The organism is Shewanella mytili (assembly GCF_046765975.1).
In the GTDB taxonomy this organism is placed as follows: Bacteria; Pseudomonadota; Gammaproteobacteria; order Enterobacterales; family Shewanellaceae; genus Shewanella; species Shewanella mytili.
Window position 1 is genome coordinate 313555 of sequence record NZ_JBKOUD010000001.1, and the last position, 21084, is coordinate 334638.

Sequence of the window (21084 nt, forward strand, 5' to 3'; positions counted from 1 at the left end):
AACATGAAATTATTGTTGACTGGTGCTAGAGGTTTCATTGGATCGGCTCTTTGTGATTCTTTGGATAATTGTAAATCGGTAAAGGTATTTAAAGTTGTTAGGGGGAATGTGCAAAGATCAAATGATGATATTTTTTATATCGATGATCTTTTTACTGCTGATTGGAATTCTGTTTTATCAAGCAGAGATTTTGATTGTGTTGTGCATTTAGCAGCGTTAGCGCACTCTCAGAATATAGATTCTGATAAATTATTTCAAACTAATACTCAAGCAACAATAAGACTAGCAAAAAAAGCAGCCGAGTTTGGAGTATCAAGATTTGTCTTTGTTAGTTCAATCGGTGTAAATGGTACGTCAACTGATTTAATCCCTTTTGCTGATAATTCAATTCCAAGTCCGCACAATGAGTATGCTCAATCAAAGTATGAAGCCGAACTTGGATTAAAAAAAATTTCCGATGAAACTGGGCTCGAAGTCGTTATTGTAAGGCCTACCTTGGTTTATGGGCCTAATGCTCCAGGTAATTTTGGCTTGCTAACAAAGCTAGTTAAACAGCTTCCAGTATTACCGTTTGGTTTGGCTACCAACAAACGTGACTTTATTGCGGTCCAAAATCTTGCAGATCTTCTTGTAACCTGTGCTGTTCATCCTAATGCAGCAGGTCAAACATTCTTAGCATCTGATATGGAAACGATATCAATTAAGGATTTTACGAATTGTATAGCAGAGGGATTGGGCAAGAAAGTTATTCAGTTGCCAATACCCGTTACTCTGATGAGATTCTTAGGTCGACTAACTGGAAAATCAGTTGTAATTGAGCAACTGTTTGGAAATTTGCAGGTCAACTCCTCTAATTTAAAAGAGAAGCTTGACTGGATTCCCCCTTACACAATGCAGCAAGCAATGGCTAGGCTACTTAATTCAGGTAATAACTAAATATGATTCGTGTTATTGATTTTTTGGCAGCCTTCTTCGGCTTGCTATTGCTTTGGCCAATTTTACTTGTCGTTACGATTATTGGTTTATTTGATACCGGCTCTCCAATATTTATCCAAACACGAGTTGGAAAAAATCAAAAGCCATTCAAACTAATTAAGTTTCGCACGATGTCCGTTGACACAAAGTCAGTTGCCAGTCATCTTGCAAGTAACGCTTCAATCACCAAACTGGGTACCTTTCTGCGTAAAACTAAAATTGACGAATTGCCGCAGTTGATTAATGTTGTGAAAGGTGAAATGAGTCTGGTTGGCCCACGACCAAACTTGTTTAATCAAGAAGAGTTAATCAAAGAGCGTGATGCTCAAGGCGTGTATGAGGTTTTACCTGGCATAACAGGCTTAGCTCAAGTGCAAAACATTGATATGTCGACACCTAAGTTGTTAGCTGAAACTGATAAGCAGATGATTGATACGTTAAATATCAAAAGCTATTTCAAGTATATCTTGATGACGGTTACAGGTAGTGGCAGTGGAGATGCTGTAAAGTAGATCAATATCTGTTGGATGAGACACTGTGTTACCTTGATTTAGCAGCAAAGGTGCCGATGTAAATCATCTCAATTTACTATCAAATTACTATCAAAAATTGATTCAGTGTCTCATGAGATGTTTTAAACTCGGTAAGGTATTGTTTTCTAAGTCGGTTGAATTAAAGTGGTAATGGTTTCTCTGAATATCATCACTATTTACGTCCCCTGTGACTACTACTAATTGTCATTGTTACCCTACTATGGATTTTTCTCACACTCCCCTTACTTTTTATAATGGTGAGGTTTACTATGCTTGTCACATTAGAAACATTGAGATTTATCATTTCGGAGTATAAATGAATGGACTTCGTGCAATATATATTCAGAATAAAGCGTACAAATAAACGTATTATCAGCGTTTTTATTGACGCACTTTTTTTGAGTTTTTCCTTTGGAATGTCGTTATTCATTCTTGGTGATGATATTTCTTTGTTGGCAAACCCTCAGCATTGGATGTTACTTGGCGTTGTGCTCCCTCTGAGCATTTTAGCTTTTGTAAAGCTAGGTTTATATCGCGCGGTATTGCGCTACATGGGGTTTCAGGTGCTTGCAGCCATTGTCGTGGGCGTCTTCTTCTCCACTGGCATTCTAGTGCTGTTAAGCTACGTCATAGATTCACAACTTCCTCGTGCTGTACCGGTAGTTTACGCTGCTTTTTCGCTGGTATTAGTCGGTGGTTCCCGTGAGTTACTACGCTCCATGGTCGGAACCGGTATAAAGAAGGTTGGGGAACCCGTCATCATATACGGAGCCGGTGTCAGTGGAAGGCAAACCGCAATGGCGTTGGCTCAGAGTCGTGAATATCATGTGGTTGCATTTGTAGACGATGACAGTTCATTGCATGGTAGTGCTATCCAAGGACTTTATGTGCATTCGCCTGCGAGTTTGTCGATGTTGTTAAAACAAAAAGGAGCCACTAAAGTCTTACTCGCGCTTCCGAGTGCCAGTCGTGCCAGGAGACAAGCGATTCTTCATAGTCTAGAGCCCCTGCCAGTGAAAGTGTTGACGCTACCGGCTATGGCAGATTTGGTTAGTGGAAACAAATTATTCAGTGATATCAAAGAAGTTGAGATTGAGGATCTACTTGGGAGGGATGCTGTTAGCCCTAATCCTGAATTAATGCAGGCTAACATTACAGGTAAGATCGTTATGGTAACAGGTGCTGGGGGTTCTATCGGCTCTGAGTTATGCCGGCAGATCTTACGGCTATTCCCAAAGAAATTAGTGCTTTTTGAACTCTCAGAATATGGATTGTATGCCATTGAAAGAGAGTTAATTTTGATGAAAAAAGAACTTGAAATTGAAGTCGATATCTATCCTATGTTGGGTTCTGTGCAGCGTCAAAATCGAGTACAGGCAGTCATGGATGCTTTTAAGGTACAAACGGTTTATCACGCTGCGGCTTATAAGCATGTGCCTTTGGTTGAGTATAATGTCGTTGAGGGTGTACGGAATAATATATTTGGTACCTTGTTTACCGCGCAGGCAGCTATTGCAACAGGTGTTGAGACTTTCGTATTGATTTCTACCGATAAAGCGGTACGGCCGACCAACACTATGGGCACTACAAAGCGTATGGCTGAATTGGTATTGCAAGCATTGACAAGAACTAATACTACAACCCGTTTTTGCATGGTGCGATTTGGTAATGTGCTTGGTTCTAGTGGTTCGGTGGTACCCTTGTTTCGCAATCAAATTGCCAATGGTGGACCTGTTACTGTTACCCATCCGGAGATTACCCGCTTTTTCATGACAATCCCTGAAGCATCTCAATTGGTTATTCAGGCCGGTGCAATGGGAAAAGGGGGGGATGTTTTTGTATTGGATATGGGGAAATCGGTAAAAATTATTGATCTTGCTAGGAAAATGATCCGTCTAAGTGGCCTTGACATTAAGGATGAAAATAATCCGGATGGGGATATAGAAATTCAATTTTCTGGGTTAAGACCGGGTGAAAAGTTATATGAAGAGTTGCTGATTGGAGATAATGTCGAGGGGACAAGTCATGAGCGGATCATGACTGCACGTGAAATTTCCCTGACTTGGGAAAAACTTAAACCTATTCTCGATAAGTTAGATGTTGCTTGTCACGATTTTGATCATCAAACAATTCGTGACTTACTTCTGGCCGCACCAACAGGCTTCAACCCTACGGATGATATTTGCGATTTAGTGTGGCGGAATAAACAAAAAAATGAGAAGCCATCCTTGGTGTCAAAAGTAGTTTCAATTAATGGCACTACTGGTTCATAAATATCAGCTCATGATCTAATTGGTGACGTGTGTTGTGGAACAAAAGGCCATCTTCAGATAAAGATGGCCTTTTTGCTTAGAGATACTAAAGAATATGTTTGTTGATTTGCTGCTTGTAGGTGCTAATGGCCAAATAGGATGCCATTTATATGAACGGGCGAAAGCTGCTGGGCTTTCGGTTATCGCTTATTCTCATGAGCAACTGGATATTTGTCATGAAGCAGTATTGGCGGTGAAAATCCGTCAGTATCAGCCTAAATGTATTATCAATGCCGCGGCCTATACCCAGGTGGATAACGCTGAAATTGAGCAAGAAACCGCGTATGCGGTAAATGCTCAGGGGGTAGAATACCTTGCCAAATGCGCGGCTGAAATCGGGGCTGTTCTTATACATATTTCCACGGATTATGTGTTTGATGGCATGAAGACAGCGTCTTACCTTGAATCGGATGAACCACGGCCATTATCTGTTTATGGTGCCTCAAAATTAACTGGGGAGCTTGCGATTGCTCATTGTTGTCAACATCACCTGATTTTACGTACGGGTTGGGTGTTTGGCGAACATGGCAATAATTTTGTGAAAACCATGCTGGAGGTAGCTGCACAGCACAATGACTTAACGGTGGTGGCAGATCAATTCGGTAGCCCTACTTATGCGGGCGATGTTGCCCATGCATTATTAACCATGATGCAGCAGGCTTTAGCATCAGATTTTCATGGATGGGGGATTTATCATTATTCCGGTGCCCCATATATCAGCTGGTACGGTTTCGCTTCACGGATTTTTACTCAAGCGGTTGAGCAACAGTTATTTCCTCAACGTCCTCATTTACACCCCGTCACTTCTGCTCAGTATCCCTCTGTAGCCAAACGCCCCGCGAATTCACGGCTGGATTGCGCTAAAATCCAATCGGTATTTAATATCACTCCTAGTGATTGGCAGGCTGCACTCTCAAATTTATTGCCTTATATGCCTGTTTGAATCTTCTCATGCAAATAGCCAAAGAGACGTTGAATGAAAGGTATTATTCTTGCCGGTGGTAGCGGTAGCCGTTTGCATCCGGCAACTTTAGGTGTGAACAAGCAACTACTGCCAGTTTACGATAAGCCACTGATTTACTACCCTCTGACTACACTGATGCTGGCAGGTATTCGGGAAATATTGCTGATTTGCACCCCCAATGACTTAGGCACTTATCAGCGGATTTTGGGGAATGGCCATCAATGGGGTATTCAACTGGATTATGCGGTACAACCTAGCCCTGACGGTATTGCCCAAGCATTCATGATTGCAGAAAGCTTCATTGGCAAAGAGGCTGTCTGTTTGATCTTGGGGGATAATATTTTCCATGGCCATGGTTTAACCAAAACGCTACAGCAGGCGGCCGGCCAAAAAGATGGGGCAACAGTGTTCGGCTATTATGTGCAAGACCCCGAGCGTTACGGCGTGGTTGAGTTTGATAAAGCGGGTAATGCCTTGTCTATTGAAGAAAAGCCCCTGCGGCCGAAGTCTAATTATGTGGTTACCGGGTTGTATTTTTACGATAACGATGTGGTAAATATCGCCCGGCAAATCAAGCCTTCTGCTCGTGGTGAATTGGAGATTACCGACATTAATAATGCCTATTTGCAACGTGGGAGATTGCGGGTTGAAAAACTCAGTCGGGGAGCTGCCTGGCTTGATACCGGGACTCACGATTCATTGCTGGATGCCGCCATTTTTATCCGGGTGCTTGAAAAACGGCAAGGACAAAAGGTGGCATCGCCTGAAGAAACCGCGTTTCGCATGGGGTTTATTGATAAAATGCAGTTGCAAGCCTTGGCTAAGCCGTTGCTCAAGAGCGGTTATGGTGCTTATTTGATGCGAATTGTGCAAGAAAGTGAATGGGACGGCCATGAGAGTTGTTGATACTGAAATCCCGGATGTCAAAATCATCGAACCACAAGTGTTTGGTGATGAACGCGGTTTTTTTATGGAAACCTGGCGGGAGGACTGGTTTAACGAAAACGTGTGTGAACGTCGTTTCCTGCAAGATAACCATTCTTGCTCCCATCAAGGTACGTTGCGAGGGCTGCACTACCAGATTGAACATGCTCAGGGCAAACTGGTGCGGTCAGTGGCCGGTACCATGTTTGATGTGGCCGTGGATATGCGCAAAGCCTCGCCTACATTCGGGCGGTGGGTTGGAGTGCAGCTTTCAGCGGAAAACAAGCGGCAATTGTGGATACCTGAAGGGTTTGCCCATGGATTTTATGCGCTAACATCGCGGGTGGAATGTGTTTACCGTTGCACCGATTATTATCATCCGGCAGCAGAACAAAGCGTGCGCTGGAACGACCCTGATCTTGCCATAAACTGGCCTTTGCTGCATGGACAGTTGCCATTCTTATCAGAAAAAGATGGCAACGCGCAATGGTTTAAAAACGCCATTACCTGCTGATTGAACGTCTTGGAATATATTGATGAAAAAATTGCTGGTAACAGGCGGTGCCGGTTTTATCGGGGCAAATTTTGTCCATTACTGGTTAACCCTCCATCCGAACGATAACGTGACAGTACTGGATGCGCTGACCTATGCCGGTAATTTGGGCTCATTAATGCCGGTAATGGCTAATCCTCATTTTCGGTTTGTGAAAGGTGACATTGCCAATACGGCCTTGGTTGAGCAGCTGCTGCTGGAAGAAAGGATTGATACGGTAGTGCATTTTGCGGCAGAGTCGCATGTGGATCGCTCCATTCTCGGCCCTGATGCCTTTGTGCAAACCAATGTGGTCGGGGCTCACAGCCTGTTAAAGGCTGCCAGAAACGTGTGGCTGAAGGAACCTGCTCATCCGTTATCCCATCGTTTTCACCATGTTTCAACGGATGAAGTGTACGGCTCGCTTGAGTCCGATGAGCCTGCATTCACCGAGGCCACGCCTTACCAGCCTAATTCACCTTATGCAGCGTCCAAGGCGGCATCGGATCACATGGTGCGCGCTTATTATCAGACTTATGGTTTGCAGGTAACCCTGAGTCACTGTTCCAATAACTACGGTTATTATCAGTATCCAGAAAAATTAATTCCTTTGTGTATTCATCATATTTTGCAAGGTAAACCGTTGCCGATTTATGGCGATGGCAAGCAAATCCGGGACTGGTTGTTTGTGGAAGATCACTGTCGTGGCATTGAGCTTATCCTGCAACAAGGGCATGTGGGTGAAAGCTACAATATTGGTGGTATGAATGAATGGCAAAATATCGATATTGTCACCTTGTTATGTGATTTAGTAGATGCCGAATTTGCCGCAGCACCAGTGTTGACCAAGCGTTATCCCAATGCGCCTTATGCCAAAGGCATTAGTGCCCGGTCGCTTATCACCCATGTGCAGGATAGGGCTGGCCATGATCGGCGTTACGCCATTGATTGCACAAAAATTGAAAAAACGCTTGGATTCAAACCCACTGAAAGCTTTGCTTCTGGCATTCGCAAAACTCTGCATTGGTATTTGGATAACCAGAGATGGGTTGAAGAGGCGGAAAACCGTGATTATCAAACTTGGCTGAGCCAACAATATGACAATCGCAGCTAAGCACTAAAAAGATTATGTGGGGCGTTTCTTTGGCGGGGTTCTTAGCAGTGCTATCATCAGCAGCATGAGCTGGCATAACAACATCATGATTCGAAAATCCTGTAAATACTCCAATATGGATTTGTTGGGTGGTAATCCCCCCATCTTTAATGGTTGTTTGGCTTCTATTTTTAACTGCAGTTAAAAAGGGAGGATTACCGCTGCCAGAGTAGCGTCATATGGGTGGCGGTAAAGATTAATTGCAAGCATTTTGCACCTATGGGTGGCAAGCGTCGCACTATCATGAGGCTTGATGGGCAATAAGTGGCATTATGTGGGGGTCTGTCATAGCGTCTTGGAGGCTCTGCTAGTATAGTGATGGCCCTTGATCTTGGAATCGAATAGTAGAGCATAGGGAATATAACGTATATGAAGATTGTCGTGGTGGGAACTGGTTATGTGGGCCTTTCCAATGCCGTATTGCTGGCTCAGCATCATGAGGTGATTGCATTAGATATCGTACCTGAAAGGGTGGAATCAGTTAACCGGCATCACTCTCCTATTGTTGATGAAATGATCCAAGAATATCTTGCCAGCAATACGTTACATCTATCCGCCACGTTAGATAAAGCAGCATATGAAGGTGCTGATTTTATCATCATCGCCACCCCTACCGATTATGACCCTAAAACCAATTATTTTAACACCAGTTCGGTTGAGTCAGTGATAACTGATGTTCTTCAGGTTAACCCAGATGCGTGCATCGTGATTAAGTCAACCATTCCCGTTGGTTTTACTGAACAAATGCGGCAACAGACTGGTTCTGAAAACATTATTTTTTCTCCGGAATTTCTGCGCGAAGGTAAAGCCCTGTACGACAATTTGTATCCATCTCGCATCATTGTGGGGGAGCGTTCGGCTCGTGCTGAAAAATTCGCCAAATTGTTGGCATCTTGCGCCTTAAAACAAGACATTCCCGTCCTTTTTACCGACAGTACCGAAGCTGAAGCCATTAAGCTGTTTGCCAATACATTCCTGGCCATGCGGGTGGCATTTTTCAATGAACTGGATACCTATGCGGATTCCCGCGGTCTGGATACCCAGCAGATTATCGATGGCGTGTGTCTGGACCCACGCATCGGTAGCCATTACAACAACCCGTCGTTTGGTTATGGCGGTTATTGTTTGCCGAAAGACACCAAACAGTTGCTGGCCAACTATAACGATGTGCCCAACAACCTGATTGCTGCCATTGTGGACTCCAACCGCACCCGCAAGGATTACATTGCCGATTCCATCATCAGCAACAAGCCGAAAATCGTCGGCGTTTATCGGCTGATTATGAAAAGTGGCTCCGATAATTTCCGTGCATCGGCCATTCAGGGGGTTATGAAACGGATTAAGGCCAAGGGCATTGAAGTGGTGGTCTATGAGCCGGTGTTAAAAGAAGAGCAGTTCTTTAACTCGCGGGTTGTTCGTAATCTTGATGAATTCAAAGCCATGTCTGATGTGATTGTATCCAACCGGATGATGGAAGAACTGAAAGACGTTGCGGATAAAGTCTATACCCGGGATTTGTTCGGGCAGGATTAATACTGCTAAACCATTTTGGTGATACTAGGCTAGATATATCAGTGACAGCTCCCTTTGGGCATCCAGTGGGGGCTGTGCTGTTAATGATCCTCTAAAAATAAGACGGCAGATGGGAATTTGCATGAGCACGCCCCTATAAGTCCGTCGCACTTATAATAAGTACAGTTTTCCCTGAGGTTTTTGGATATGAAATATTTAGTCACTGGCGCTGCCGGGTTTATTGGCGCTCGGGTATCGGAAAAGTTATGCCAAGCCGGGCATCAGGTGGTGGGCATTGATAATCTCAATGACTATTACGATGTAAGCCTGAAACAGTCCCGGTTGGATAAACTGGCGGCGTTTGCCTCGTTTCGTTTTCAGAAGCTGGATTTGGCTGACCGGGAGGGCATGGCCAAACTGTTCGCCGATGAGCAGTTCCAGCGGGTCATTCACCTAGGCGCTCAGGCTGGGGTTCGGTATTCCATTACCAATCCTTTTGCCTATGCAGACAGCAATCTGGTGGGCACCTTGTGTGTGCTGGAAGGGTGTCGTCATAACAAGGTGGAGCATTTGGTTTTTGCATCGTCCAGCTCCACGTATGGCCTGAATAAAAAAATGCCGTTTGCGACCTGTGACTCGGTGGATCATCCGGTGTCTTTTTATGCTGCCACCAAAAAAGCCAACGAGATGATGGCGCATAGTTATGCGCATCTTTACGGACTTCCTACCACAGGGCTGCGCTTTTTTACCGTTTATGGCCCTTGGGGCCGGCCGGATATGGCGCCTATGCTGTTTGCCTCGGCAATTAGCGCCGATAAGCCCATCAAGGTGTTCAATCACGGTGATATGAGCCGGGATTTCACCTTTATTGATGATATTGTGGCGGGCATTTTATTGTGCGCCGATAATGTGCCAAAGCCAGATCCCAACTGGACGGTGGAGCAGGGCACACCTGCCAGCAGCAGCGCCCCTTATCGCGTTTACAATATCGGCAATGGCAGCCCGGTGCGGCTGATGGACTTTATTGCCGAGTTGGAAAATGCCTTGGGTAAAACCGCAGAAAAAATCATGATGCCCATGCAAGATGGTGATGTTAAGGCCACGTGGGCGGATACGGACGATTTGTTTAAAGCGGTAGGGTACAAACCCCAGGTTGGCATTAAAGAAGGGGTGAAAGCCTTTGCCGACTGGTACCGTGGTTATTATGGTCAGTCTTAGATTTTCATATTAACGGAAAAATCACGGCCAATTTTCAATATTAGCCGTGATTTTTTTATCCCGTTGCATCATAAAAAAGCCAGATGAAGGCCATGCCATTTGGCCTTTACCACCCTCTTTATGACTGCATGCCTGTCAGCCTGAACGCCCGAAAAATGCAGCGGTCATTTTAACCATCGCATTAAGGCTGACTTTAGCTGGGTTTGCGGGCGGTTAGCCACTCAGTTTCTGCCAGGGGTTTGGCTGTCATGCGAATTTCGCCAATGTTGCCATAGAAAGGGTCACAGTCAGCGCCATCCCAATAGCCACCCCCCACTTTCCATACCCCGCCATTGGTTGCCAGCCCCACGGTATTGATACTGTTGCGCAAAATGGGGGCGCCTTCCACATACATGACGGTTTTACGTGTTTCAGGGTTGTTGACTACCGCAACATGTAGCCAGGTATCCGGCATCACCTCACCAGACCAGTTGGCCGGGCTCCCGCCATTGTTATCTATGACTTCCCATTGGATTTCACGCAAGCTGGAAATTGCAAAGAGTACGGAGCTTGCTTCCGGATCGCCGCCAGCAAAACCGTTTAAGCCGCCACGATTTCCGGCACGGGCCAGCATGTTTATCCAGGAGTTGGCTCCTTCCGTCCAATCACGACCAATTTTAATGAAAGCCTCGATGGTATAGCCATTTTCAAAGGTTTCTTGATTAGCCGGCGCGCTTTCATTTGTGGCGAGGAATGATGGTTGTGCCACATTTTTATTGGGATAATTGAAAAACACCGAACCGGAGTTTGCGGACAAATAGTGGTGCTCCTTGCTCCAGAGAATATCGCCATCAGTGCCACCCTGGCGGTACAAATCGTTGCCATTGCCCGAGATATCCTGCACCACGATGTCACCTGTTGCGACAGAACCTTCGTTGGCTTCCATATTGAAACGCCAGTGTGCCACGGTTTCAGCAATCACCGGGTAATCATCCGCGTTTGTCGCCGGGCGTTTTTCAACAACTTCAGGGCTTTCGTAAGCCGCGTTGATTTGTGACAGCACGAGGCTTGCAAAAGACTCATGGGTTTCTGGTGCGGTTATTTTTGATGCAAAATCGGCGTCAAAGCCCTTGAAACGCTCAGCAAAGTTGATATCCAGGGTAAATTGGTTATTTTCATCTGACAGCACGGCAATATCAAAGCTGTTCACCTGGTTATACGGCTTTTGTGGCACCCAGGGCGAGAAGGAGATGACGTTCACCTTGTTGTTGGTGAGATCAAACTCATAGTAACGCATCAAGCTGTTACCGCCTTGATAGGCCATTTGGTAGTCAACAACCATTTGTTCCACTTTATTGCCCGCATCATTGACTTTGGTCAAACGAGCCGCGCCGTGGTGATGACCATTCAGTGTCATGAATATTTGGTCATTTTTACGGATGAGATTTTCCCACAGATATACGCCATGTTCAGTTTCAAGCGGATTCTTGCCGTCTTTATCGATGTTCAGTAATTGGTGAGTCGACAGGATGACCGGCAGCTCTGGATGTTCGGCAATGACCTGATTGGCCCATAGCATATCCTGGTCGTCCGCATACATGGATAGCGACAGCACCATGAATGCCACCCCTTGGGCTTCAAAAATATGATATTCATGGTAACCAGAAGGGTCTCGCGCTTGAAAGGTGGCTTGCTTGGCAGCCCTTTCCGGAGAGAAGTGTTTGAGATAGGCATCATCTCCCCCCATATCGTGGTTACCGGCAAGCACTGAGTACGGGCAACCATAAAACTCAAGTACTCCCATGGCTTCATTGGCCACATCCCACTGCTGGGGATGATTTGCCTGGTCAACCACGTCGCCTAAGTGAATGGTAAACGGAATGTTGAACCGGCGGGCGTTTTGGGCAATCCAGGTTGTTTGGCTATTGAAAGGTTCGCTTAAATACTGATCATAGAACTGGTTGCCTGTTTCTTGTGTGGCATAGCGGGCGTAAAACTGGGTATCCGGGAGAACCGCAATGCCAAAACTTGAGGTTGCATCTGGCGCTGCACGCTCCATCGGTACGTCAGTAACCGCATCATCGTCTTTGGTTTTACAACCAAACGCGACAGCACTTGCCGAACTCACCAATCCCATTCTTATAAATTTTCTTCTATCAATAGCCATTCTATTTACCTATTACAATATGTTGGAAACATCTTTTGGGTTGTTTGTTGTGTCGCTATTCCATGCCGCTTGAACCATAGGAAATCTTGATGACATATTTATGGAGTTTGTATAAAAAATAGGTTTCATTGTCTATATGAGATATTTCTACTTAATATCTATAAAGAAATGTGGTGTTAGACGGCAATATAAAATTAAGTAAGCAAATGTGTTTATTTTTAACTTAATGATTTTCATTGTTTTTATCTTTGATTTGTAATTGCGGTTTTTATTTGAAAACAATATAAAATTTCAATATTTAACAAGATATCATCATGTAAAAATGCATTAATCCTCTTTTTAAAATGGACAAAATAGGCAGCTTAATGATGCTTGAATGCAACTTGTGGCATATTTTAAGATTTCAGGGTGTTTTATTGACAGGATTAGGATTTGAACTGTGCTCATCAAGCCACCTGTTTGCAAAAGCCATATGCGCGTGTCCATGCTGACGGGGACTGTGTGGCTCCCGGTATTGCGACTGGCCTTGGCGGGTTCCTTTCGGTAAAGTGGCATCCTATCAAGACTCATTTGCAGGGATTGCCATGTTTCCGGTTGATACCCACACCCATACTGTTGCATCCACACATGCTTACAGCACCGTTCACGATTACCTTCATGTGGCAAAGCAGCGCGGCATACGCCTGTTCGCGCTGACCGATCATGGCCCGGCCATGGCCGATGCGCCCCATTTCTGGCATTTCGTGAATATGCGGGTATTGCCGCGGGTGGTGGATGATGTGGCGATTTTGCGCGGCATTGAAGCCAACATCTGTAATGCCCAAGGGGAGATTGACTATTACGGTGACTATTTGGCTGAGCTGGACATGGTGCAGGCCGGGTTTCATGAGCCGGTATTCCCGCCGGCAGACATTGCTCTTCATACCGAAGCGATGCTGGCCTGCATTCGTAGTGGCGTTGTGGATATCATCACTCATCCAGGGAACCCCCGTTACCCCATCGAACAGGAACTGATTGTCAAAACTGCAGCCCAATGCAATGTGGCACTGGAAATCAATAACTCCTCGTTTATCGCTTCTCGCCGGGGCAGTGAACCCAGTTGTCTGTCGATTGCCCAACTGGCCAGGCAATATGATGCCCAGTTGGTCATGGGCTCTGATTCTCATATTGCATTCACCCTCGGGCAATTTGATAAAGCGCTGGAGATAATTGATGCCGCCGGTTACCCTCGGGAGCGTTTGCTGAATAATTCACCCATGCAGCTGCTGCGTTTTTTGCAGGCGCGCGGCCATAACACCGTGGATGATTTGCTGGATTATTTTCAGCACGGGTAAACCTTGGTTTTGGACGAAATAGCGTGCAAGACGGTTGGAAAATGTTAATGGATCAAGTATTGTCGCTCTCCGTTAATCGAGGGGGCTTGTGAGCCAAGAGGCATCATTACCCCGAGCCCTATTTGGGGCGTGATGATTGCCTTTGCAGACATAAAGCTCAAGCAAGATAAGGTGCCGCATCTGTAGCGGCATTTTGCCAGTCACTGGCGTTTTTATTTTAAACCGATAGTTGGATGACCAGTTCCCAGGACTTTATTGGTCATCGTTTCCAGCAGAAATCTCCGGGGAGACAGCATGATCAGATTTGGGATTGATTTGGGTGGCACTAAGATTGAATTAGTGGCGTTGGATGAAGCGGGCAATGAGCTTTATCGGCAGCGTGTTACCACCCCTAAAAATTATCCCGGCACCCTGGATGCCATTTGCAACCTGGTGCATGAGGCAGAAGCCGCGTTGGGACAGCCGGGCACGGTTGGCGTTGGGATCCCCGGGGTGGTGTCACCTTTTACCGGCGCGGTTAAAAACGGCAATTCGGTATGGCTCCATGGACACCCGCTGGATAAGGACCTGGGTGAACGTCTGGCGCGGGACGTGCGGGTGGCAAATGATGCCAACTGCTTTGCGGTGTCTGAAGCCGTGGATGGCGCCGGTGCGGGTAAGCGGTTGGTCTTTGGCGTCATTCTGGGAACCGGCGTGGGTGGTGGTCTTGCGGTGGATGGGAAAATTCATGCGGGTGGTAATGGCATTGCCGGCGAATGGGGTCATACCCCGTTACCTTGGATGCAACCGGATGAGTTCCGCTCAGTACAGTGTTTTTGCGGCAATTATGATTGTACCGAGAGTTATATCTCCGGCACCGGTTTTTTGCGGGATTACAATCAAAGCACCCATGGCAATGTGTCTTCAGGAAGCGACGTGATGCAATTGGTCGCGCAAGGGGATGCCATGGCCAGCGCTGCCTTTGAGCGGTATCTGGATCGCCTTGCCCGTTCTTTGGCCTCCATGATCAATATACTTGATCCAGACGTGATTGTGCTGGGGGGCGGCATGTCCCATGTGGATGCCATTTATGCCCGGTTGCCGGCGCTGTTACAGCATTATGTGCTGGGCCGTGAATGCGAAACCCCAGTGGTAAAAAACGTACATGGCAGTTCCTCTGGCGTGCGGGGCGCTGCCTGGTTATGGCCTTTATAGGATCTGTAACCACCCGCAGGACATCTCATTTTATGGATGTGTGTCCGTCGGGTGGTTGCCGTTATTGAGTATGGATGTCATTTCCCATGTTTTTGCTTAAAAAAATCATTTCACAACTTTTCATGCCTGTTCCACTCAGTTTGCTGCTGCTGGCGCTGGCGTTGTGGTATTGGCAGCGTCGCCCCAAACTCGCCAAGGGGTTAGTGCTGGGGGTCATGAGCGGCTGGCTGTTTCTTAGCAGCAGTTTTGGCAGTTTCTGGTTGGTGTGGCCGTTGGAGCAGCAGTATCCGGTTAGCCGCGATATACCGCCGCACTCCTGTGTGGTGATGGTACTGGGCTCGGGGCATGATGATGCGCTCACTGGCGATGCCCGCCATAAACTGTCGGCTACGGCGCTTGCCAGGTTAACCGAAGGGGTGGCTCAGATGAAACGGGCCGCCAGCCGGGATTGCCTGTTAGCGGTCAGTGGCTGGAGCGGCGGCCTGAATAGCACCTCCCATGCCCAGCAGATGCACGATGCGGCCATCGCGCTGGGGGCTGATGCTGACCGGATCCTGGTATTACCATCTCCCCGGGATACCATTGAAGAAGCGTTGATGCTGCGTCGCGCTTTTGGTGCCGATGCTGATGACAAGGGCGCGGATGCCATTGGTGGCCGGCAGTTGCTGTTGGTGACATCCGCCACGCATATGCCCCGGGCCATGAAGATTTTTCAGATGGCCCAGTTGGCTCCTGTGGCAGCGCCCACCGATTTTTTGGCCCGCCGGGATCATTGGTGGCGTTTAAGCACGGCTAATCTGGATGCTTCTGCCAAAGCCATTCATGAATATGTGGGCATGACCTGGCTTAATATCCGTATTATGCTGGGGTTCTGATTGCCCATAATGTTCAGTCATCCGCTGGTTTTATCATGAAATGTGAACCCGTAGTCATTCCCACCAATGGCAAGCGCAATGCCATGACGTTGACCGTTGCCGGTATTGTGGGCGTTTTTCTTGGGATGGTGCTGTTTATCGGTTGGCGGGAGCTATTTGCCGTGGCACTGCTATGTTTTGCTGCCGGGTTGATATCGCTGCTGTTGGGAATTGCCAAACAGCTGGAGCCGGAAGTGATGCTGCGACTGGATGATAGCGGCTTGACCTATTTTCATCGTCGCGGGCAACTGCGCATTGGCTGGGATAACATTCAGCGGCTGGACCTATTGCGTATTCAGCGAGGGCTGGAATGGTTGACCTTGCCCTATATGGGTGTGAAAGTTGTGGCGGTCAACCCTGTGCTTGATGAAATCTCGCCAAGACTGGCAACTGGTTTGCTTTCAGAGCAGCGTGCCTTGATGATGACGGCAGTGGCCAATGATGAGGCATTGCAGCACCTGGAGCATTATCTGTCAGCAGAGTTTGAGCCTTTACTGGTCAATGGGGAGCGCTACCGGGGCTTACTGGCCATGTTTGGCCGCCGCTGTCTGACACTGGATGAGCATTTGGGCTTTCACCTGTATATTCCGCTGGAATTTTTGCCCATGGCGCCGGAGGTGCTGTTAAAAAGGCTAAGGGCATTTAAGCAACAACAGTTGCTAGAGAAAGACTCATAAGCCGCTGGCGTTAAACCGGCGTCCATCATGTTGTTACCGAACATCAACCCTGTTCACTATCTCCTATCACACATTACTCGTGGCCGTGAGCATGACAATCTCACGAGTCTTTGAGATGTGGCCTTAATGAATTTCCGGTAAAGCCCCAAAGTATATGGGGCGGTAATGTGCACGTTAAAACAAAGGCATTTATGACCCGTTGCCACTCCTATTTAAGCGCCGCCGGACTGCTGCAATGCCTGTTTTTTATATTCTCGGTCATGAAGGGGGAGCGTTGGCTGTATGGTGATAAATCAAGCATAAAAGTAAAAGGGACCCAAAGGGTCCCTTGCTTTAGCGTGAGCGGACATTGCAGGGATGCCCGTTCAACCGCTTATTTGATGGTGTGGAACTTGTCGATACCAAAGGACTTGCCTTCAGCATGACAGGTAGCACATGACTCTACTGGCAGATCCGCAGTGGTGTCTGGTGCATCAGTTGTTGTTGCACCATTGGACTGGAAGTGTGCCAGCGCCGCGTCACTGGTGTGACAGCTACGGCAGGATTCTGCCACAGGGCTGATAAAGCCACCGGTTACCGCAATGGCACGTTTCCCTGATGTTAAGCCACCATCAGCCGCGAAGAAGGTGGCGCCTTCTTTGTGACAAGCGGAGCAATCATTGGACACACCCGGATAACCCATGACATTGCCTTTGGCATCTTTATAGATCCCTTCTATAACATCGAAGTTACCAGAGTGGAAGCGGTGGGTCACAGTAACCAAATCACGGTTGGTGAAGGTCACCCCTGAACTCACGGCATTGCCGTCAGCATCCTTGTATACCGCATTTGGATGATAGGAGCCGGCATAATCGTTGTTGTGGCAATCCATGCATTGATCGAAGGTGTACACCCCATGGCTGGCACCTTTGGTGATATCCAAAGAGGTATGGCAGGCTTCGCACTTGCTTTCGGCAACAGTGATGCGCTCCGGTACGGTAAAGCGTGCCGGCACGCCTTCGTCATCAGCCGCCGCAGTGTCTAAATCAAAGAATTTAGTCTGGGTGGTGACGCCGATGGCGGTAGAGAACACGTCTCTGCCATGGACTGAGGCAACCGGGTTACCATAAGCCAGGTCAGCTTTTTCATCACAAGTTGCCGCTTTGCCTGTTTTGTCCACACAGAAGGTGGCTTCAGTGCCTACATACAGGGTGCCCATTGCCTGTGCATCAGAGATGGATTGGGTCAGGGTCAGTTTGCCAGTGCCCGCATCAAAGTTGCCACTGGTCAAGGCGGGACGGGATCCCCAGCGGTGGATTTCGCCTTTGCTGTCCACATTTCCCATCAGGGTATTGGTCACGCCCAACACAGACAGGTCTGAGGACAGGGCGCCATTCACCATCACATCCGCTGTAACGGTTAATACCTTGGCTCCTGCATCACCGGCAACGCTGGCACCGGTAAAGTCGATATTCACCAGACTGGCGTATTCAGCGCGTTCACCCACTTTATGCGCTTCCATTGGCGACAGTGCCCCGGTGCCGTGGCAGGCAACGCACTGAGCGTCATCAGCCTGTGCCAGGTTGAAGTCAGAGTGGCCTTCGCCGGTGGCAAAGTTGATGTTGGAGTGACAGCCACCACAGGAAACACGGGTTGGCTCATCTTTCCAGGTGGTTTTCCCTTCGTCCGTGCTATGGCACTTGGTACAGTTGTCCAGTGGTGACGGATAGGCAATTTCCGCCCATTCTTCAGCCTGCTTGAAACCATACTGGGCCAGTGCTGCCAGGTGTTCACCGCCATGGATGCGGTGGATCATGGCTGGCAAATCAAAGACATATCCTTCGGCAGCATCTTCAGCACTTGGCTGAGTGGCCGGATTATGACAGGCAATACAGTTTTTAACGCTCTGGTAGTTACCATGAGCGCCGATATTGGCAATATTGCCGGTGGTTGTACTTTCACCGTGACACTGTTTACAGGCAGCATCGGCCACCGTGTCTTTACCTGTGGTATCGACGGTTTCGCCTGTGGCAGGAATATAATCCAGTGGTGTGGATAACACTTTGCCGCTGATGGAGTTGCCGTCAGCGTCTTTCAGGTTGTAAACCCGCAGCATGATGCGGTGGGGCGCAGACAGGTCATCATCGGCATACATGATAGGTGCGCTGCCATCATGTTCCCAAGTGCCGGTATAAGTTCCGGGGTTAGCTGGATCTTCTACCAGGGTACAGGCATCGCCAGTGGTGCCACGAGAAGAGTAGGTGCCGTCCAGCGTACAGTACATGGAGGTGCCGTTGCCAGCGGCTTTGGCATTATTTTGCCAGTAAACGGAAGGGCCATCGCTGGTGGCATTACTCATGGCAGTGACTGAGTAAATCGCTACCTGGTTCAGGCCTGACAGGGGTTTTTCTTGCCCCGCCTGATCTTTGGCACTGACCTGGAATTTCAATGCAAAGGTGTTGCTGCCCGCAAGTGTGTTGTCTGCGGGGTCAATAGTGAAACTGACATCTCCAGCTTGATAGATGGTTGAGACAACCACTCCGGCAGGTTGTCCGTCCTGTCCATCCTGACCGTCAGCACCTGGGGTGCCCGGTGCTCCATCTGCGCCGTCTTTCCCGTCGCTGCCACAGGCGGATAGCCCGAACAGGCCCAACAGGATCAACGCGAGCAATGATTTATTATGAGTTTTCATTATTGCGTCCCTTGTTAAAATTGTGTTTACTGCTTTTGCAGTAAGGTAAATATACGCATTTTTAAGGAGGGATTAAGGTAAAGGATGTGTAAATTGTGAATCGTGGGTTAATAACGTTGCGGCGAAATTTCAAAAACAGAAATCCGCAATTTCAGAAAATGTTTGTTGAGAAAAAAGGCTGTCATTTCCGGTAAATGTGACGCATGAATGGCAAGGAAATGACAGAAAAAATAATGAATTATCCTGACAACAAACAGCATGTTGAAACAATATGCTGCCGGTGCAGGGTATCATACAGGTGGTTTACGGCTGCTGCATTCAGGTGCCGAATTTACGTTCAGGCAATGTGATGGGCTGCACCAGCCGGGTGATCATGTCCATGATAAATTGTCGCTGATCTTCCGTGTAACGCCTGTATTCACTTGTTTTTTCGATAAGTTGATAACAAGGAAGTGAAAGTGTTCGCTGTAGTTTCTCAACTTCGTTCAGGGACAGCAGGCTACATCTTAGCTCACTGATCCGGTCAGTCTGACAAAGCTCGGTGGCAGGGGCAAAACCGATACTGTCCATGGTCAGTAAGTGGGCATGCCATTCTTCCAAATCGGCTACACGATCCATTTCTGGAGAAGGCAGGTTTTCTTGCTGGCAGTAAAGCTCCAGCGGGTTAATGCGCTCATTGAAATTTTTGATTGAGATATACACATGGGGGTAACGGGCAATCTCTTCCAGTGTAATGTGGGGATAATGTTGCCAGATGGCATGATCTTTACGGCAAATCAAGCCAATTTCCCGGCATTCTCCCACAGGGGTATATTCCAGTTCCTGATTTTCCGGTAACTCCAAGCTTATCCCCAAATCCAGCTTGCCACTGTGGATCAACTCGGCGGAATCGTTTTGCCACTTGTGCAGTCGTACTTTTCCCAATTGTTCCGCAACGTCTTTTTGCCCGAAAATTTTGGATAAGGCGCCCAAAAGGCCATAACCCACCGCAATTTGCAGATAACCGTCAGCACGAACATCTCGGCCGTTATTGGCATGTTGTTCAAGCTGGTATACGGATTGGATGAAATCACACACCGGTTGATACAGGTTTTCAGCCAGTGGTGTTGCCTTGAGCTTTTGTTGGCGCCGGTAAAAAAGTTCATCATCAAATGCCAGCCTCAGCGCGCTGAGGCAACGGCTGATCTTGGGCGCAGATACCGACAACTCCCGGGCAGTAATATTGGCATGTTCTGTTTCATAAATGGTTTTGAAAACCATGAGTGTGAAAATATCCAATTCACATAGTTGCTTTAAAAGTCGGCTGGTCATAGAGATGTCTACTCAAAAGCTGAAATGCTGGTAAAGTTAATAAAGTTACAAAAGCAATGCCAGTTTAACTATAAGCCCTTACTATAGCTGTGACAATTTGCATGCATATGGCTAATTCAGCAATTCATGTAATAAGTTTGTGATCTCTATCCCGTTTCTTGTGGTGCGTATATTGATAGGCAAGCGGTTGCCGCCATTAATCCGCTTGTAGTTCCAGTCCATCAAATAACTTGTTTTTATTAAGGTTATTATCTGTTTTCAGCTCCTGTAACAGATTAACTTCCTCTTTTACCCTTGCGCCAATAAACTGGCCACCCTCAAAGATTTCCATGGTCTTACTGGCCACGTCGCCTTCTACCGTCCCGGTTGCCGTAATCACTAATCTTTCGCATTGCAGCTGCCCTTTGAACAGTCCAGATACGGTTAATTCCTGGCAGCAAAGCTGTCCTTCAATAGCCCCTTCAGGTTCGATGGTGATTTGTTGGGCAGCGGTGATGTTGCCCTGAAGTGTGCCTCCGATCAGGGCGCTACCGGTAAATGCCGTTTCACCGGTAATGCTGCAACCTGACGCAATGTAAGTAATGTCTGTCGTTTTCATTTTTTTGTTTTTGCCAAACATGGGGCTCTCCTGAACCATTGGTTCGCATAAAGGATGTTGCCTGATGTTAGCGATAAAAATTGCTGAAAAAAACCACAAAAATTTGACGCGTGACA

Annotated in this window: 17 protein-coding genes; 13 read left to right on the top strand and 4 right to left on the bottom strand. The window is 47.4% G+C overall.

The genetic code is table 11. The features are described from left to right. The first annotated feature begins 3 nt into the window (after positions 1 to 3). The 9 genes from ACIDEJ_RS01395 (at position 4) to ACIDEJ_RS01435 (ending at position 10123) form a co-directional block, all read left to right on the top strand. Entirely contained in the window at positions 4 to 936 is a 933-nt protein-coding gene (locus ACIDEJ_RS01395) for an NAD-dependent epimerase/dehydratase family protein (RefSeq protein ID WP_411986301.1), read from the top strand. 2 nt (positions 937 to 938) lie between these two features. After that, entirely contained in the window at positions 939 to 1487 is a 549-nt protein-coding gene (locus tag ACIDEJ_RS01400) for a sugar transferase (RefSeq protein ID WP_411986302.1), read from the top strand. A 341-nt stretch (positions 1488 to 1828) separates the two neighbouring features. Further along, positions 1829 to 3781 carry a polysaccharide biosynthesis protein gene (locus tag ACIDEJ_RS01405; protein ID WP_411986303.1) on the top strand — a complete coding sequence of 651 codons (1953 nt, stop codon included), beginning with the start codon at positions 1829 to 1831 and terminating at the stop codon, positions 3779 to 3781. A gap of 94 nt (positions 3782 to 3875) precedes the next feature. After that, positions 3876 to 4763, top strand: coding sequence for a dTDP-4-dehydrorhamnose reductase (rfbD, locus tag ACIDEJ_RS01410; RefSeq protein WP_411986304.1), 888 nt, complete (start codon positions 3876 to 3878; stop codon positions 4761 to 4763). Between the two features lie 33 nt (positions 4764 to 4796). After that, the gene (gene rfbA, locus ACIDEJ_RS01415) at positions 4797 to 5690 is read left to right on the top strand and encodes a glucose-1-phosphate thymidylyltransferase RfbA (protein WP_411986305.1); all 894 of its coding nucleotides are present in this window, start codon (positions 4797 to 4799) and stop codon (positions 5688 to 5690) included. Beyond that, positions 5677 to 6222, top strand: coding sequence for a dTDP-4-dehydrorhamnose 3,5-epimerase (rfbC, locus tag ACIDEJ_RS01420; protein WP_411986306.1), 546 nt, complete (start codon positions 5677 to 5679; stop codon positions 6220 to 6222). The genes rfbA and rfbC overlap by 14 nt, the downstream gene beginning before the upstream one ends. 22 nt (positions 6223 to 6244) lie before the next feature. Beyond that, on the top strand, positions 6245 to 7354 hold the full coding sequence (gene rfbB / locus ACIDEJ_RS01425) for a dTDP-glucose 4,6-dehydratase (protein ID WP_411986307.1): 1110 nt from the start codon (positions 6245 to 6247) through the stop codon (positions 7352 to 7354). 408 nt (positions 7355 to 7762) lie between these two features. Beyond that, a complete protein-coding gene (locus ACIDEJ_RS01430) occupies positions 7763 to 8926 on the top strand; it encodes a nucleotide sugar dehydrogenase (RefSeq protein WP_411986308.1) in 1164 nt (387 codons plus the stop codon). A gap of 186 nt (positions 8927 to 9112) precedes the next feature. Further along, on the top strand, positions 9113 to 10123 hold the full coding sequence (locus tag ACIDEJ_RS01435; RefSeq protein ID WP_411986309.1) for an NAD-dependent epimerase: 1011 nt from the start codon (positions 9113 to 9115) through the stop codon (positions 10121 to 10123). A gap of 193 nt (positions 10124 to 10316) precedes the next feature. Here the strand turns inward: ACIDEJ_RS01435 and ACIDEJ_RS01440 are convergent, their stop codons facing one another. Beyond that, entirely contained in the window at positions 10317 to 12230 is a 1914-nt protein-coding gene (locus ACIDEJ_RS01440; protein ID WP_411986310.1) for a LamG-like jellyroll fold domain-containing protein, read from the bottom strand. 623 nt (positions 12231 to 12853) lie between these two features. Between ACIDEJ_RS01440 and ACIDEJ_RS01445 the strand changes: the two genes are divergently transcribed. From ACIDEJ_RS01445 to ACIDEJ_RS01460, 4 genes are all read left to right on the top strand, one after another. Then, entirely contained in the window at positions 12854 to 13603 is a 750-nt protein-coding gene (locus ACIDEJ_RS01445; protein WP_411986311.1) for a phosphatase, read from the top strand. 294 nt (positions 13604 to 13897) lie between these two features. Continuing rightward, on the top strand, positions 13898 to 14797 hold the full coding sequence (gene mak, locus ACIDEJ_RS01450; RefSeq protein WP_411986312.1) for a fructokinase: 900 nt from the start codon (positions 13898 to 13900) through the stop codon (positions 14795 to 14797). 122 nt (positions 14798 to 14919) lie between these two features. Continuing rightward, complete coding sequence (locus ACIDEJ_RS01455) at positions 14920 to 15672, top strand: YdcF family protein (protein WP_411986313.1); 753 nt, start codon at positions 14920 to 14922, stop codon at positions 15670 to 15672. 35 nt (positions 15673 to 15707) lie between these two features. Continuing rightward, complete coding sequence (locus ACIDEJ_RS01460; protein WP_411986314.1) at positions 15708 to 16388, top strand: DUF2982 domain-containing protein; 681 nt, start codon at positions 15708 to 15710, stop codon at positions 16386 to 16388. A 373-nt stretch (positions 16389 to 16761) separates the two neighbouring features. Here the strand turns inward: ACIDEJ_RS01460 and ACIDEJ_RS01465 are convergent, their stop codons facing one another. The 3 genes from ACIDEJ_RS01465 to ACIDEJ_RS01475 form a co-directional block, all read right to left on the bottom strand. After that, complete coding sequence (locus ACIDEJ_RS01465) at positions 16762 to 19062, bottom strand: OmcA/MtrC family decaheme c-type cytochrome (protein WP_411986564.1); 2301 nt, start codon at positions 19060 to 19062, stop codon at positions 16762 to 16764. Between the two features lie 315 nt (positions 19063 to 19377). Then, the gene (locus tag ACIDEJ_RS01470) at positions 19378 to 20319 is read right to left on the bottom strand and encodes a LysR family transcriptional regulator (protein WP_411986315.1); all 942 of its coding nucleotides are present in this window, start codon (positions 20317 to 20319) and stop codon (positions 19378 to 19380) included. Between the two features lie 247 nt (positions 20320 to 20566). Further along, the gene (locus ACIDEJ_RS01475; protein WP_411986316.1) at positions 20567 to 20989 is read right to left on the bottom strand and encodes a bactofilin family protein; all 423 of its coding nucleotides are present in this window, start codon (positions 20987 to 20989) and stop codon (positions 20567 to 20569) included. Positions 20990 to 21084 lie beyond the last annotated feature (95 nt).